The organism is Pseudoalteromonas sp. 2CM28B, assembly GCF_023161935.1.
This window is the reverse complement of record NZ_JALNTH010000055.1, coordinates 11,343-27,104: the sequence shown is the minus strand read 5'-3', so window position 1 is coordinate 27,104 and position 15,762 is coordinate 11,343. Positions and strand designations below refer to the sequence as shown.

Annotated in this window: 12 protein-coding genes and 1 pseudogene; 4 read left to right on the top strand and 9 right to left on the bottom strand. The window is 37.6% G+C overall.

All coding sequences use genetic code 11. The features are described from left to right. Nucleotides 1-3: 3 nt before the first annotated feature. Together MTN96_RS34150 and MTN96_RS34145 are read right to left on the bottom strand one after the other, a co-directional pair. Complete coding sequence (locus MTN96_RS34150) at nt 4-402, bottom strand: hypothetical protein (protein ID WP_013463074.1); 399 nt, start codon at nt 400-402, stop codon at nt 4-6. A gap of 67 nt (nt 403-469) precedes the next feature. Continuing rightward, complete coding sequence (locus MTN96_RS34145; protein WP_248534438.1) at nt 470-889, bottom strand: DUF3429 domain-containing protein; 420 nt, start codon at nt 887-889, stop codon at nt 470-472. Nucleotides 890-1,186: 297 nt separating this feature from the next. On the opposite strand from MTN96_RS34145, the gene ahpC reads away from it, so the two are divergent. Then, nucleotides 1,187-1,756 (top strand): alkyl hydroperoxide reductase subunit C, encoded by a 570-nt coding sequence (ahpC, locus tag MTN96_RS34140; protein WP_248534436.1) that lies wholly within the window; start codon nt 1,187-1,189, stop codon nt 1,754-1,756. Between the two features lie 164 nt (nt 1,757-1,920). Further along, nucleotides 1,921-3,498 carry an alkyl hydroperoxide reductase subunit F gene (ahpF, locus tag MTN96_RS34135; protein WP_248534434.1) on the top strand — a complete coding sequence of 526 codons (1,578 nt, stop codon included), beginning with the start codon at nt 1,921-1,923 and terminating at the stop codon, nt 3,496-3,498. A gap of 95 nt (nt 3,499-3,593) precedes the next feature. Here the strand turns inward: ahpF and MTN96_RS34130 are convergent, their stop codons facing one another. From MTN96_RS34130 to MTN96_RS34120, 3 genes and pseudogenes are all read right to left on the bottom strand, one after another. Continuing rightward, a complete protein-coding gene (locus MTN96_RS34130; protein WP_036983831.1) occupies nt 3,594-3,785 on the bottom strand; it encodes a DUF3185 family protein in 192 nt (63 codons plus the stop codon). A gap of 47 nt (nt 3,786-3,832) precedes the next feature. Beyond that, a complete protein-coding gene (locus MTN96_RS34125) occupies nt 3,833-5,857 on the bottom strand; it encodes an ATP-binding protein (protein WP_248534432.1) in 2,025 nt (674 codons plus the stop codon). A 189-nt stretch (nt 5,858-6,046) separates the two neighbouring features. Continuing rightward, a pseudogene (locus MTN96_RS34120) lies at nt 6,047-6,727 on the bottom strand (patatin family protein); the annotation flags it as partial. A 30-nt stretch (nt 6,728-6,757) separates the two neighbouring features. On the opposite strand from MTN96_RS34120, the gene MTN96_RS34115 reads away from it, so the two are divergent. Beyond that, complete coding sequence (locus MTN96_RS34115) at nt 6,758-6,952, top strand: isochorismatase family protein (protein WP_248534430.1); 195 nt, start codon at nt 6,758-6,760, stop codon at nt 6,950-6,952. A 69-nt stretch (nt 6,953-7,021) separates the two neighbouring features. Here the strand turns inward: MTN96_RS34115 and MTN96_RS34110 are convergent, their stop codons facing one another. The 3 genes from MTN96_RS34110 to MTN96_RS34100 form a co-directional block, all read right to left on the bottom strand. Next, on the bottom strand, nt 7,022-7,474 hold the full coding sequence (locus MTN96_RS34110) for an NfeD family protein (protein WP_036983833.1): 453 nt from the start codon (nt 7,472-7,474) through the stop codon (nt 7,022-7,024). 17 nt (nt 7,475-7,491) lie between these two features. Then, complete coding sequence (locus MTN96_RS34105) at nt 7,492-8,445, bottom strand: slipin family protein (RefSeq protein WP_036983835.1); 954 nt, start codon at nt 8,443-8,445, stop codon at nt 7,492-7,494. A gap of 126 nt (nt 8,446-8,571) precedes the next feature. After that, on the bottom strand, nt 8,572-9,996 hold the full coding sequence (locus MTN96_RS34100) for a diguanylate cyclase domain-containing protein (protein WP_248534427.1): 1,425 nt from the start codon (nt 9,994-9,996) through the stop codon (nt 8,572-8,574). A 223-nt stretch (nt 9,997-10,219) separates the two neighbouring features. Here MTN96_RS34100 and MTN96_RS34095 point away from each other — a divergent pair, with 223 nt between their 5' ends. Next, the gene (locus tag MTN96_RS34095; RefSeq protein WP_036983838.1) at nt 10,220-11,113 is read left to right on the top strand and encodes a cation diffusion facilitator family transporter; all 894 of its coding nucleotides are present in this window, start codon (nt 10,220-10,222) and stop codon (nt 11,111-11,113) included. A gap of 42 nt (nt 11,114-11,155) precedes the next feature. Here the strand turns inward: MTN96_RS34095 and MTN96_RS34090 are convergent, their stop codons facing one another. Then, a complete protein-coding gene (locus MTN96_RS34090) occupies nt 11,156-15,655 on the bottom strand; it encodes an EAL domain-containing protein (protein WP_248534426.1) in 4,500 nt (1,499 codons plus the stop codon). Nucleotides 15,656-15,762: the final 107 nt, after the last annotated feature.

Genomic DNA, 15,762 nt, shown 5'->3' with positions numbered 1-15,762 from the left:
AAATTATATGTTTTTATTAGTAACAGGCGATGTGTCAGGATGCGGTGTACTAATCAGCTGTTGATGTAACCTATACATAGCTAAACGCGTTTTTAACCCTTCAATGGCAACTTGTTTAAGAATTAAATTAAAGGTAATCAAAATAGCAAACACAATATGAATAGGGCCATGAGTAAAACCGGCTTGAGGGTCGTAAATGGCTAAGCCAAATAAAACAAACAACACCACCATAAATATTTCAATGAGCTGATTTGAATAAAAAGAAAGACGCCCCTCACTTTTATGATCTTTTTTTATGCTAATAGCGCAAAAAAACGGGATCACTTTAATTTTAAAAGCCGCGTTTTTTTCTACAAAATTCTCACCAAGGTCAGTAAGCTGTTGGCGTAATTGGTCTATCATGGTGTGTCCTCTCAATACAGTGCGCGGATGTTACCCTATTACAGACCAATGGTTAAGCCATGGCGTGTTATTTAGGGTAAATACTCATACCAATAATTAAGATATGACACACAAATACCACTGATGTGAGCACAAAACGCATTTTTTGATAATCTTTATGATAAACCTGCCACTGTATTGTGGCCTTTTCAAAAATCAGTACTAACCAAAAACTCGCGCCTAACCACGCAAGAATCCACTCAATCGGTAAGAATGATAAAAACGGAATAGGAATAACCGGTAGCACTGCTTTAATCGCATCGGCAAAGCTTTGTTGGCCTGCATGCCATAAATTACCCGCCATAAACGCTAAAATAGCAATGCTGTAAAAACTAAAAAACTCTAAATTTACACTGTTACTGCCAACCATGAGTGGCCAGCCCACACAGCCTAAAAATGGCAATAAGCCCAAATAGCCAAGTTGAATGTGATTGACGAATTTTTCCATAAACGAAATGCCTTTAAAGGTTGTGTAATGTAAACCACGTTATTGTAGCAAGGATGTGCAGTGTAATCTTATTAAAATCTATATAGCGCAACTGACTATGAGTGGCAGTTGAGTTGTAACTGCTTTAACGCTTAAAAGTAAGCAGTAGATCACTCCTTGGGTTTTTAATCTTAAAAATCGATTGTTTTAATCTAAACAATCAATTTTATTTAATTTCTCAATGGCCTTATTGTATTAATCAAGCCAACGCACAATGCGTTAACTTTTTAAATACACTAAACATAAATGAGGAATACTATGAGCACTTCATTGATTAACACAAAATTACAACCTTTCAATGCAACAGCTTACCACAATGGTGACTTTGTAGAACTCACTGAAAAAGACGTATTAGGTAAGTGGTCTATCTTTTTCTTTTACCCTGCAGATTTCACATTTGTATGCCCAACTGAATTAGGTGACCTTGCAGATCATTACGCACAGTTACAAGAAATGGGCGTTGAAGTTTATTCAGTATCAACTGATACACACTTTACGCACAAAGCATGGCATGACACGTCAGACACCATCGGTAAAATTACTTACCCAATGATTGGTGACCCAACAGGGCGCATTACACGCAACTTTGGCGTTATGATTGAAGAAGAAGGCCTTGCACTTCGCGGTACATTTGTAATGAACCCAGAGGGCGAAATCAAAGTTGTTGAAACACATGACTTAGGCATTGGTCGCAGTGCTAAAGAGTTAGTTCGTAAAGTACAAGCAGCGCAATACATTGCAACACATGATGGCGAAGTTTGTCCTGCATCTTGGCAGCCAGGTGAAGACACATTAGCACCTTCACTAGACCTAGTTGGTAAGATTTAAACCTTACCACTAACTAAATTTAGAGTAGAACATGACTCTAAACCCAGTGAGCCTGTATAGGTTCACTGGGCACTCTCCCACGCCATCACACGTTTCTAAAATTTCGCACATGCACTGATGGCATGGGAACCTTGCTGTTTTAATTTTCCTTAAGGGGCTAAGCCATGTTAGACAACAACATAAAGAACCAATTAAAAAGCCATTTTGAATCGCTGACTCAGCCTGTTGAGCTGCTTATCGCCTTGGACGACAGCAAAAAATCAACAGAAGTAGAAAGTTTAGCGAATGATTTAGCGTCACTAAGCGATAAGTTTAGTGTAATAAATAATCCCGATACTAACGCCCGCAGGCCTTCTATGGTGGTGCATTCACCAGAAAAAAACACCCATATTACCTTTGCAGGTGTTCCTATGGGACACGAATTTACTAGTTTAGTGTTAGCGCTATTACATACGGGTGGTCACCCTAGTAAAGCAAGTAAAGATGACATTGAACAAATACAAACACTTGAGCAAACACTCAATTTTGAAGTGTACATTAGCTTGAGTTGCCAAACCTGCCCGCAAGTTGTGCAAGCACTCAATACTATGGCAGCAACAAATAGCAATATTAAAGCCACCATGATTGATGGGGCATTATTTCAAGATGAAGTAGAGCAAAGAAACATACTGGCTGTACCCGCTGTATATTTAAATGGTGAACCCTTTAGCCAAGGGGCTATGAGCCTCACTGATATTTTAAATAAAGTGGATAGCAAAGGTGCACAGCGCCAAGCAGCATCACTCAATGAAAAGTCGGTGTTTGATGTACTTGTCGTCGGTGGTGGGCCAGCTGGTGCTTCGGCAGCTATTTATTCAGCACGTAAAGGGCTCAATACTGGGGTTGTAGCAGAGCGATTTGGCGGTCAAGTTGCTGATACATTAGCGATTGAAAATTTTATTTCAATTAAAGCAACGCAAGGGCCAAAAATGGTGGCTCAGTTGGAAGAACACGTTAAAGAATACGATGTTGATGTTATGCACAACCAACGCGCGGCAAACCTGCAAAAAGGCAGTAATGGGTATGATATTACGCTAGAAAATGGCGCTGTGTTAAAGGCAAAATCACTCGTACTAGCAACCGGTGCACGCTGGCGCGAAATGAATGTACCCGGTGAGCAACAGTATAAAGGCCATGGCGTTGCATACTGCCCGCACTGTGATGGGCCTTTATTTAAAGGTAAATCGGTTGCAGTTATTGGAGGTGGTAATTCAGGTATTGAGGCGGCAATTGATTTAGCCAATATAGTTGAACACGTTACTGTACTTGAATTTGCAGAAACGTTACGCGCCGATGAGGTACTCATTCGTAAAGCTAATAGCTTAAAAAACATCACTATTATTAAAAATGCCCAAACCACGGAAGTACTTGGTGATGGCAAAAAAGTAACGGGGTTAAGTTATACCGACCGCCTTAGCGGCGAGAGTAGGCAGTTGAACTTAGCCGGTATATTTGTACAAATTGGTTTAATACCTAATACCGAATGGTTGAAAGACAGCGACCTTGAACTGAGCCAATTTGGTGAAATACTCATTGATGCCAAAGGCGCAACATCGTTACAAGGCGTTTATGCTGCAGGTGATGCAACCACTACGCCATTTAAGCAAATTATTATTGCGATGGGGGCGGGCGCAACAGCAAGCCTGGGTGCGTTTGACTATTTAATTCGTCAAACGCCCGATGCAGAGCAAAGCGCTGCTTAATAGTGTTTTAGCTTAAAGTCTCTTGATATAACAGCTCTCACCCATAGCTGTTTGTTCACCCAAGCCGCCCTCTCCAAAGGCGGCTTTTTTGAGCGCTATTTAAGTCGGGTAATACCCACTAAAATACACACTGCCCCGCCAATAAAGCCTAGCCATGCTTCTATAGGGGTTTCGCCATTTAATGCGCGGGTAACTTGTGAAGATGCAGAATCGTAAACATCATAACCCCACATACCAAGCGCTACGCCAATAACAATAAGTACAATACCAATGATTTTATTTGTCATAATGATCCTTTGTTTTTTGTGCAAGTTAATCTGAGCGACATTTGTTGTTATGGTGTGGCTACGCCCAGTCTTTTTAGTGTATTTGTAATTGCTTCTTCTATCGCTGGAAGCTTAAACGGTTTGGCTATAAACATGTCCATGCCCGCTTGCTGGCAGTTTAGTTTATCTTGTGAGGAAGCATTAGCAGTTAACGCCACAATATAGGTTTGTTGCGGGTCACAAATACCTTGTGCTTTTAGTTGCCTAGTGGCCTCGAAACCATCCATGATAGGCATGATGCAGTCCATAAAAATAAGGTCAAAATGCTTTTGCTTGCATTTTAACAAGGCATCTTGGCCGTCTATAGCAAAGTCTGATTTTATATTAAACTTATCCAGTGCCGCTTCTAATACCAGGCGATTTATTTCGTTATCATCAACTACCAGAACAGATAACTTATTACTGTGATTATTAATAGATTTAAGGCTAGGTGTTTGTTTTTGTTGTTTACCAAGTTCAATCGGGATAGTTAAGGTAAAACATGTGCCCACGTTAATCTCACTGGTTACCTCAATTTTGCCATTCATAAAACCAACGAGCTCTTTAACAATGGCTAAGCCTAACCCAGTGCCATCTTTATTGTTGTTAGCATCAACCTCTTGGGTAAAAGGCTTAAATAATGAGTTTAAATACGCTTTACTCATGCCGCGACCTGTGTCGGTTATTTTAATGGTAAGTAAAGGGGACTTTGTATCTAGTGTTAACTGCGATTCAAGAGAAACAGATCCATACTCTGTAAATTTTAGCGCGTTACTCAGTAAATTAGATACAATTTGGCTTAATCGAGAGGTGTCGCAGTATACCCAAACATCATTAGGAATGCTGTTTGTGGCTAGTAGTTCAATGTTTTTATTACTAAACAATACCGAATATAAAGAAACCAAATCGGTAAATACCGTTTTAAGTAGAGAGTGGTGAGGCTCCAGTTTTAACTCACCATGATTTATTTTTGAAAAATCGAGTACTTCATTAATAATACTTAATAAAATGTCAGCACTTCGAAGGGCTACTTTTATTTTTTCTGCTCGCTTGTCATAATCGTGTTCATCAATGAGAGTCGCTAACATTCCCGTAATACCATTAAGCGGGGTTCTAAGCTCATGACTAATTTTGGCAAACAGCATACTTCGGTCTTGGAGAAGTTGTTCTGCAAGTGCTTTTTTTTGTTTTAACTCTTCGCGTAACTTAACTGCTTCAGTTATATCTTGAAAAGTACCAAATAATCGCACACATTTGCCGTTGTTAAACTCGGCCTCACCAAAAGTCGACACCCAAATGTTTTGCTGCTTTGCGGTAACTATTTCCAGCTCTAAATGCCATTTTTCACCCTTAGATACCGCATTTTCTACCGCTTTATTAATGCTATCTCGACTTTTACCCGCTTTATAAAATTCAATGGCTGTTTCCATGTTTGGAGTATAGCCTTCTTCGGCTTGATGAATACGTCGAGTTTGCTGGCTCCAAAAAATGCTATTGTCTATTAGGTCGACTTCCCATGTGCCTATATTTGCAACGCTTTCAAGTTTCAATAAGGTGTCACTATTTTTAGTGAGATTAACTTTATCCTGATTGCGCGCAAATTCTGAGCCCAACCACTGAGCCAATAATTCAATATAATCATAAGCTTCATCGCTAAAAGGGGCGCATTCTTGAGCTGATGAAAAGTTAACAGTTCCAAATACATCTGTACCTATTCGTATAGGCGCTCCAATATACGCCTCCAATTGGAAATTAATATAGCAAGGATGATTTGCAATACTACTTTGCGACGCATTATGAAATGCCAGTGCAGAGTTGGCTAACAAAGTATGTGTACAATAGGTGCCGCTTAACTCAAACTCAGTACCAATAGCAAGAGAATTGTCAGGGGTAATAGCATGTATAACAGTGTAAGAATTATTTTTTACGCGGCTGATAATAGCCAAATCGAGCTGAAAAACATCGAGCCCAAAAGCAAGTAAGTCTGCAATTTTTTGATCAAAGCTAAGCTGTTGATCAGAGACTATATTATGAAAGCATCGAAGAAAATTCACAAAAAACCTTATTTTATTTAGTACGTACACAAGAACAAATGCAAACACTATGCCTAAACATAATCTATTTTTTGACAATAAGCCATTATCACATAACTCCTTACCACATTAACTCGCGGGTTTAAAAATTAATAGCTTGAATTAGATGTAAATGCAATTTTGACTTCGAGCAATCTGTTTGTAATGGTTTTATCGCTCATAACCATTGCTACCAAATCTAGGGTTATCCAAGTAACTTATAGCTTCACTTATGCCCATTTGATAGCCTGAATTGAGTATAGCTCGATTTTTGGTGGTGCGGCCGACTTTAAACCCTGTTGGTGGTGCAATAATATTTATTTTGCAATCTGACGGAGCATGGTGCAAAAAATCAATACTGTCATTATAATTTTTAGAACGCTGTATGGCGGCCTCTGCAAGCGCTGGGTTCTGTTTATAGAGTTGTTTAGTTAACCACGGTACTTTGTTGTCTTTTTTACGATAGCCTAAAGGTTGGGAAAGGATAACTGTTATTTCTGATGCACCCATTTCATAGGCTTTTTTTACCGGAATAGAATCTGCAACGCCACCATCGGTCATGGCGATCCCGTTTATTGTTGGGTAATCCCGATAAGCGATTGGGATGGCGCAAGAGGCTTTTAATTGCTCAACCATTTCATTGCCCGTTGCTTGCAAATAGTGAGCTTTACCTGAATCTATTCCCGTTGCAACAATATAAAAATCGTAAAGAGATTGCGAGAATTAGTCGGTATTCAAGGGGATTTCACGAACTGTTTCTTGCCACAGCCAATCTAAATCAAATAGATGGTCGCCTTTGATAAAACGTGCGAGATTGATAAATTCTGGCCTGCAGGAGTAATTGGTAATAATAAATTGATCATTGTTGGGTTTATAACCCACATGTGTGTGACATTTACAGCGCAAGGTGCATTTTTAAGAGGTAACCACGAAACGGTAGTCGCTGACGCGTGCGCTTCAAGACCATTACAAACTTCAGTAAGTGATGTGTTGGCATCTGATCTACATAAAAGTGCTTTAGCAACCATTAATGACTTATATGGCGTGGTTTTCCTAAGTGCTGATGACTTAAGCTAACAAATAAAAAATTTTAAGGGCAGTAATAGTGATATTACAGCCCTTAAAATCTAATGTGATTCTAGTTGGCTAAATGGCTTCAACCCACATAGTGCCTACTTCTTTTTTTACGACCTTAACATGTGTACCTGCAGAAAGTGGCTGTTTACTTTTTAACTTCCAACTAATTCCAGAGTAAAGATGCATTGTGAGACCGTTTTCATCAACATCGTCAGCTAAAACAAAATCAAGCTCAGCAAAGTCGCTTTGTACACCTTTTTTGTCCACATTGTTTTGCATACGCTTTAATGGTTTCCATAAAAATAGCGCAAACCCAGCTGTAATAAGTGTGTTACTCCACAATGCGGTAGTTAAAGAGTCATCTAACAAGTTAAAGTTCATCATTAAACCGCTAGTAAACAAAGACATACCTAAAAATAATAATATAAAGGTAGACATACCTAACACAGCCACTTCGATAATGAGCGCAAGCACACCTAAAATCATCAGTGCTTCAGGTAAGTTGTTAGTAATAAGCGTCATTATTTATCCTCAACAGATTAAAGTTTTTGCTTTTGATTTAGTGAGTTAATAATTGACATGCCTTGTGCAACTAATGAGCTTGCATCAGTGGCGCTATCGGGTAATAAAACAACAGACGATTCTTTCGCAATAGCTTCTTTAGCGGCAATGGCTTTGGTTGCTAAATCGAGTTGAATCGCTTTTTGGCCTTGCTCAGTATCTGCAGCTTCACCTACTTTACGCAGCGCATCAGCTTGCGCTTCTGCAACAGCAATAATAGCTTTAGCTTCACCCTCTGCACGCAAGATTTGTTCAGCTTTTTCACCTTCAGCACCTAAAACTTGAGCCTGTTTTTTACCCTCGGCAACATTGATGTTTGCTTGACGATCACCCTCTGATTCTAAAATTTGCGCACGTTTAACACGTTCGGCTTTCATTTGCGCTTCCATCGCTTCCATCACGGATTGTGGTGGTACAATGTCTTTTATTTCGTAACGTAAAACCTGGATACCCCAGGGCTCAGCTGCTTGGTTGATAGAGGTTACGATATTAGTATTGAGGACATCACGTTCTTCAAAGGTTTTATCAAGCTCCATTTTACCCAGTTCAGAACGCATGGTGGTTTGTGCTAGCTGCGTTACTGCAAATACGTAATCGTCAACCCCATAAGTGGCTTTGTATGGGTCAAGCACACGAAAGTACAGTACACCATCAACAGATAACGAAATATTGTCTTTGGTAATAGCTGACTGTGAGGGGACATCTTGGGCTTGCTCTTTTAAGCTACGGTCGGCAGCAATGCGATCAATAAAGGGAACAATAAAATTTAAGCCCGCTTCTTTGGTTGATTGGTATTTACCAAAACGCTCAATCAGCCATGCACGGTTTTGTGGTACAAATTTAACGCTACTCTTTAGCAGCACTAAAACAAAAATCAGTAAAAACGCTTCAACAGTAAAAACAATATTTATAATTTCTGCGATGGGATCCATAGGGTTTTTCCTTGTTAATTACGTTCAGTTCAAAAACTGCACGATGCTTATAATTTCAACAAGCTACAGATTATCATTAGTTTTTAATTTGTACTATAAAAACAGCAGGTAGGTTTTATAGATAGATTATTCAAAAATACATATTTGATTTCTGCCAGCTTTCTTTGCTTTATATAAAGCGATGTCAGCGCTTTTTATTAAGCTTTCTGTGTGTGTATCTGCATTTGGATAACTACAAAAGCAACCAAAGCTAAGTGTTATGTAAGGGGCAATAGGAGAGAACTCATGCGTAATATTAAGTGTTTTTATTTTTTGCTCAATTAACAAAGCAAATTTATGGCATTGCTCTATATTTGTAGCAGGTAAAATGATTGCGAATTCTTCACCGCCATAGCGAGCTGCTATGTCACCCTCACGCTTACATAAACTTTTTAAAGCACGAGCAACGTGTTTTAACGTTTCATCGCCTTTGTGGTGGCCATAATTGTCGTTATAGCGCTTAAAAAAGTCGATATCACACATAATTAAACTAATTGGTTGGTGTTGTCTTGCAGAGCGTTTAATTTCGCTCTTTAGGGAAGTATCAAAAAAACGACGATTAGCAATATTAGTTAGCGCATCGGTATTCGCTAATTTATTGAGCTTTATATTGGCGTTAATTAATTGCTGTTGGGTTAACTGTAGCTTTTTTTTATAGTTAATATTTTTAAGTGCATTATTAATGATTTCGCCTACGAGCTTTATTCTAATTAAATCTATTTTGCTCCAATGACGTTTTGTTTTAACACAATCACAACCAATAAACCCTACTAGCTCTTCATCAAAACGTAGGCCTATGCACAAAACAGATTGAATATTTTGCTCTTTAAATTCAGCTTTTTCAGCGTCGGCTTTTGTTGGTAGTTGTTCAATATCATTGACTTGAAATAGATGGCTCTCATTCATTATTTCAAAAAAGTAGGGTAGCTCAACTTTGGGTACATTTTGTAGTCTGTCTTTGCAAGCGATAATGCCCGTATTGACCCATTCGTGAGTATTGGTGATAGTTTCGTTGTCGGTGTTGAATTCAAATAAATAACTGCGGTCTGCTTTCAAAACAGTGCCAATGGCTTTAAGGGCAAAGTTAATTTGCTGGTCTATATTGTCATTTTGTATATCAATGAGTTTGGTAGAAATTTTAGAGATAATTTGATCAAAGTTATATTGTTCTGTAAGTGTACGATCTTGCTCTAAAGTGATCATAGACACAGAGTCATTAACTATTGAGTGGTTAACATTTAGAAGCTGCGGCGAAAATTCACACTCTAATAAAACAGCTGTGATATTTGATGAAAATAATTGCTCAATGGTTATCACCGTATCATCATTAAAGTCGCGAAGCGCAATATTGTTAAAAACATCGCTGCTAAGCGCGTCGTCACTATTTATGTTAAGTAACGTTTTGGCATGTTGGTTTAAGATGTAATTATGTGTTTTATTGTCATAAACAATCACCGCTAAATTAATTAGATTAAAAATCTGCCAAATTGTATTGTTTGAGTCATGGCTCACTGGTTTCTCCGCATTAAAATATGAAAACTACCCATATTTATGAATTAATTATTATTTTTGTATCCGCTTAGTTACTTTTAGTACAGTTTTTTGTATTTTACTAAGTTTTTAGTGCGTTTATTTGGCCTACGTATTACAATTGTGACTGTATATCATTACGTATTTCCCAATTTGCTTTATTTCATAAGCTTACTTTATTTTTAGTGAAGGTCTATTATATTTCATGACAGAAATAACCACACATCACGCTTCTCGTCGCCGTTTGTTAATTGCACTTGCAATTACCTGCTCATTTATGGTGATTCAATTAGTGGGTGCGTATTACGCAAACTCACTTGCAGTACTTGCTGATGCAGGGCATTTGTTTGTTCATAATAGCTCTTTGTTCATTGCTCTCATTGCGTCTAGCTTTGCTATTCATTTAGCTAAAACCTATAACGATGGCCATCAAAAAGCAGAGCTAATAGGGGGGTTGATCAACGGCGTTTTATACCTAGCCATTAGTTCACTTATTTTATATGAGGGCACTGAGCGCTTTATGCATCATAAAGGGGGACATGAGCTGGTTATTAATAGTTACTTAATGTCGGTAATTGCTGCTATTGGTTTTTTATTTCATGGCGCAGCGGCATGGGTGCTTTATAAAGGCCGTAAGGCGAGCATTAATGTGTATGCCGTGTTTTTACACTCGTTTTTTGATTTAATATCAACGGTTTCTACTTTTGCTGCTGGTGTACTTATATACTTAACAGGCTGGAATGTAATTGATATTTTATCGAGCATGTTAATTGCGTCTTTTGTCTTGTTTACCGGTATTAAGGTCATTGTTAGCTGTATCAAAGGGCTGCGTTCAAATAAAGCTAAGTTACCTAAAGTGGCCGATATTGAAACAGAAATAGCCACCATGGAACATGTTGAAAATGTGCACAATGTGACTGTTGTTCGTAAAAATAAAAAGGTGATAGTGGGGGCTCATGTGGTGTTAAAGCAACATTGCACTATAGAAAAGCATGATGAAGAGTGCCGCTTAAAGGTAATTAAACTGCTTGCAGATAAATTTAATGTGCGCAACAGCGTATTACAAATAGAAAGCTACGAATGCAAGCACATACACTAATGCGTTAAACCTAAAAGCGACTTAACTAAGTCGCTTTTAGTTTCATATCAAATCAATAATTTTTTCGAAGCACTCCGGGCTCATTAAATCGTTAGCACTCATAGGACGAGCGAAGTAGTATCCCTGTAGCTTATGACAACCTATATTTTTTAAAAACTCTAGCTGCTCCCGCGTCTCTACCCCTTCTGCAATACAATATAACTCTAAGTTTTCAGCGAGTGAGTAAATCGTTTTAATAATAGATTCATCCCCTTTATCAATACCAATACTATTAACAAAGCTTTGATCTATTTTTATCACATTAATTGGAAATTGACTCAAATAAGTTAACGATGAATAGCCAGTGCCAAAATCATCAAGAAACAGTTTGAACCCAGCAGCCTGTAAGCTTTTTAGTTGCTTAGCCGCTTTGTATTTATCTTCTAATAGCGTGTTTTCTGTAATTTCTAAACGAAGTTGTTGTGGTTTTATCTGTGCTTTTTCTAGTATGGAGCTGAGCTGCTGCGTTATGTTGGCCTTTAAAATATGTTTTGGAGACAAATTTAACGATATGTAAAACAACGGGTTAATGTTCAAAAGTGGAGCAAGCTCAGTAATTGCACGCTGTAAAGCTTGCTCAGTTAACATATCAATTATGCCAGTCTCTTCAGCAATAGGGATAAATAAAGCGGGAGAAACCGGTTTGCCTTGGTTTTCCCAGCGCATGAGTAATTCAACCCCACTTATTGTTTTATCTAGTGTATTAACAATAGGTTGATAGTGATTAAAAAACAGATTATCCCTAGCAGCATCTTTTAAGTCGTTTTCAAGAATAAGCTTTTGTTTAATTTGCTCATTCATTTTTTCATTAAAAAATTGAAATCCATTTCTGCCTGCTTGTTTAGCATGCATCATGGCAATATCTGCGTTACGTATGAGGGCATCGGTCGATGTTGCATCGTATGGGTACAATGCAATACCAATACTGGCTGATATATTAATAGCGAAGTCTTCAATAATAACCTTGTTAGCCAGCTCTTTGCTTATTTCGTTGAGGGTGTGTTGTAAAGAGGCCATTGAGGTAACGTTTTCAACTAACACTAAAAATTCATCACCACTTTGGCGGCCAAGTGTAGCGTCATCACCTAAGTATTGGCTCACTCGCTCGGTAATATTGCACAATAGTTTGTCACCCACTGCATGGCCAAAAGAGTCGTTGACGGGTTTAAATTTATCTAAATCTATAAATATAACAGCGCATTGCGAATCGTCTTTAGCGGCGCTTGTAATGGCATTTTCGATTTTTTGATTCATTAAACTACGATTAGGTAAGCCCGTTAACGCATCGTAATTAGCAAGGTAGCGTAACTCATTTTCAGCGCGTTTCTGCTCTGTTAAATCGGTAATAACAATAACATAATAACTGACTTTATCTTTTTCATTAGCAACGGCTGTGGCACTTAAATGAATAGGGTGTTTTTCGGCTTTTGTGGTCTTTACATAAGCATTTGTTTGCCAGTTTTCTTTTGGTTTAAGTGCTTTTAAAATTGTTGCAAACTCTCTACACTTAGCTTGACCAATGGCATTAATAAATAATTTTGAGGTAATAATCCCCTCTCTGCCTTCATCAGAAAATACATCCATAAAGCTGTTATTGGCTGAAAATGGCACGAGGTCTTCATCTAAAATTAGTAAAAAGTCATTTATTTGACTAAATGCTTCGCCTAATATTTTGGCTTGTTGTTCGTTTGCCAGCTGCTCGGTAATATTAGTAAAAATACCCGACACATAAAGAGGCTCTTTAGTGTCTTCATTATGAATAGTTTGTCCCAAATCATGAAACCATAACCAGTGCCCATCCTTGTGCCGTAAACGATAAGTAGCTTGCCAGTGTTTTTGCTTTGTTTGGTTTGTAAAAGTATTCCATTTACTTTGTAGCCTGCGACGCTCATCAGGATGCATAATATTAAAAAAACTACTTATATCGATGCGTTCAGGTAAGTTCTCGTAGCCAAGCTCTGCGCATCTATCTGTATTTACGGAGTTATCTGCAAAGCTATAGTTCCATACACCGCTTTTATTACTTTTTAGTGCCAGCTCAGTTTGTGTTTTAGAGTGCACAGCGGCGCGGTGAGCTTGTTCAATTGCAATTTTACGGCTTCGGTATTGCCAGAAAAATAAAAACAAAATAACAACAATAGCAATAAAATATAAGGTATATGCAATAGGAGACTGCCAAGGGGCGTAAGCTACACTAAATTTTAACTGAATGGGGTCACTTGTGATCACTCCATTTCGCTGTTGAGTAGACACAGACAAAATATAATCACCAGGTTGTAATTTAGTAAAAAACACCTGGTTAGATTTTAAATCGTTGTAGCTCAAAGATGAAGGGCCTGTAAGCTCAACTTTGTAGTAGGTTTTATTAATATTTTTATAGTCAAAATTTGAAAACCGAACCGTTAAGCCCATATCGTCGTGCTTAAGCATTAATGGATCAGTGCTGTATTTTGAAGGGGAGTAATTAAGGGCTTGTGAAAACAAACTAATATTAGTAATTGCTAAGTTATTATTGATTTTTCGCTGTTCATTATCAAACTGTTCTGGGTCAAACATTAGCACGCCGCTACGGTTACCAAACGCTAACTCGTTGTTGTGTAACCTTAATGCTGCTAGTGCTGTAAAGTGATTGTTATTTAAGCCATCTTTTATTGTGTACGTGGTGATGTTAAGCGTATCTAAATTAAGTTGATAAAGACCGTTATCAGTACTTATCCATAAAAAGTCTTTATTATCTGCAATAAGTTTAAAAATAGAGTTAGTATTTAATGAGTTGTGTTTATCAAATACATGCACTTGCTGATATGTTTTAGCGTTTACTGCAATTAAGCCTTCTTGGGTGGTGGCTAACCACAGCAGCTCTCGCTGAGCATCGTAATAATAATTCTCTACTGTATGGTAAAGATTGTTTTTTGCTGTTTTAGATTTAAAAATAGTAATTAAAGTCGCTGTTTCTTCGTTGTATCGATAAAGCGTGTCAGAGGTACTTAACAGTAATTCGCCAGGGAAAGCCTCAGAGGGGGTATGAAACGTATATGCAAGCATGGGCGATACCTGATCTTTTAGTCCATTAATAACTCGGTTTTCGCCTGTGTTACCATTAAATATATAAAAGTTATCATTGTTTATATAAGCAAAAGTATCGGGTGCAACTTGTGCAATGCCGAACGTATAGTTGGTATTTAACTTGTACTGAGTAATGTATTTGTTTTTTTCAAATGTTGTTGTTTCTTTATTAAAGAGATCGAGCCCGGAAAAAGTTGCTAGCCATAGGTAGTTATCGCCTTTGCCATATGCAGGGAAAATATCACCTATAGCCGATAGGCCATAAACCGCTTTGCTATCTTTAGATTGTAGATATAAGTCACTCTTTTGTGTTTCTAAGTTATACTGAACAAGCCCATCGTCAGTGCCTATCCACAGTAATTTACTATTATCTTGGTAAATAGTGTTTACAATATTATTTTCAGGTAAGGTTATTTTTCTAAACTTTTTTGTTTGTGCTGCCCAAGTAAATATTCCATGTGTTCTAGAGCCTAACCAAAGTAAGCCTGACTCATCAAACATAATATCGTTTATCGTGTTCTCTGTTACGTTGTAGTTACTATCTTTGAAGTTTAAAATAGGGCTAATGCTTGTGTTTTTTCTATCGAATTCAAATAACCCACTTTCTGTGGCAATAAACTCACCATACGGTGTGTTTATATAATCCCAAATATTATAGTCACTTATCAAAGTTGTTAATGCTGAAGGGTTTATATTTTTAATTTCATCAAAAGCAATCCGATACATTCCTTCAACCGTACCAATTAGCAAACCGAGCTCATCATCTATGGATAAAAATTTAACATTGTTGCTATCGTTTGTAACTTCTTGAATGTCGTTAAGTGTTATTTGTTGTAGGTCGTTATTGGCAAAGTTATAAACATATAGCCCCTGATCGGCACCAATATACAATGTGTTTTGGTATAATGATAATGCTCTAATAAACATATTTTCATTAGGCAAAGATGAGATGAGTGTTAGATCTTTTGATGTTTTACCATATCGGTAGATGTGCGAATCAATAGAAAAATAAAAATGCGCCTGTTGTTCAGCAACAGCCTGAACAGGAGAGAACTTTTCTTGATTTTGGTTTAAGTGCCCTGAATATATTAGCTCTGCTTGCAAGGTATTAGGGTTAATCAAATAACTTCCTGCAAGTTGAGTATTAACCAGAATTTGGCCGTCAATTGCTTTATAAATACTATTAATGTAGTTATTTTTTAAACCCAATTCGCTCTCGTAAGGCGTGACTTGGTATCCGTCGAATCGGTATAAACCTTTAGTTGTAGCAATCCATACATAGCCGATGTCATCTTGGAGTGATTTCACTATAAAGCTTTGCGACAATTGTTCGTTGTTAGTGATACGTTGTAATTGTTCTGAATAAGTTTGTGAAGCAAAGCTATGCTGCGAGCAAACAAATAAAAACATATAAACAATAAAGAAAAACTTACTCAAAAGCACTTACCCTTACAATGAACAAGGTTGGTATTAAATATTGGCGTAATATAACTTGAGTTTAATTCAAAAATTACAAAAAGCATTAAATGTAAACTATTTGTTGT

Coding starts and splice junctions, on each gene's coding strand:
- MTN96_RS34105 (WP_036983835.1), bottom strand. CDS start 8,445: ATGGATCCCATCGCAGAAATTATAAATATTGTTTTTACTGTTGAAGCG.
- MTN96_RS34130 (WP_036983831.1), bottom strand. CDS start 3,785: ATGACAAATAAAATCATTGGTATTGTACTTATTGTTATTGGCGTAGCG.
- MTN96_RS34145 (WP_248534438.1), bottom strand. CDS start 889: ATGGAAAAATTCGTCAATCACATTCAACTTGGCTATTTGGGCTTATTG.
- ahpF (WP_248534434.1), top strand. CDS start 1,921: ATGTTAGACAACAACATAAAGAACCAATTAAAAAGCCATTTTGAATCG.
- MTN96_RS34150 (WP_013463074.1), bottom strand. CDS start 402: ATGATAGACCAATTACGCCAACAGCTTACTGACCTTGGTGAGAATTTT.
- MTN96_RS34115 (WP_248534430.1), top strand. CDS start 6,758: ATGTGTGTGACATTTACAGCGCAAGGTGCATTTTTAAGAGGTAACCAC.
- MTN96_RS34110 (WP_036983833.1), bottom strand. CDS start 7,474: ATGACGCTTATTACTAACAACTTACCTGAAGCACTGATGATTTTAGGT.
- MTN96_RS34095 (WP_036983838.1), top strand. CDS start 10,220: ATGACAGAAATAACCACACATCACGCTTCTCGTCGCCGTTTGTTAATT.
- ahpC (WP_248534436.1), top strand. CDS start 1,187: ATGAGCACTTCATTGATTAACACAAAATTACAACCTTTCAATGCAACA.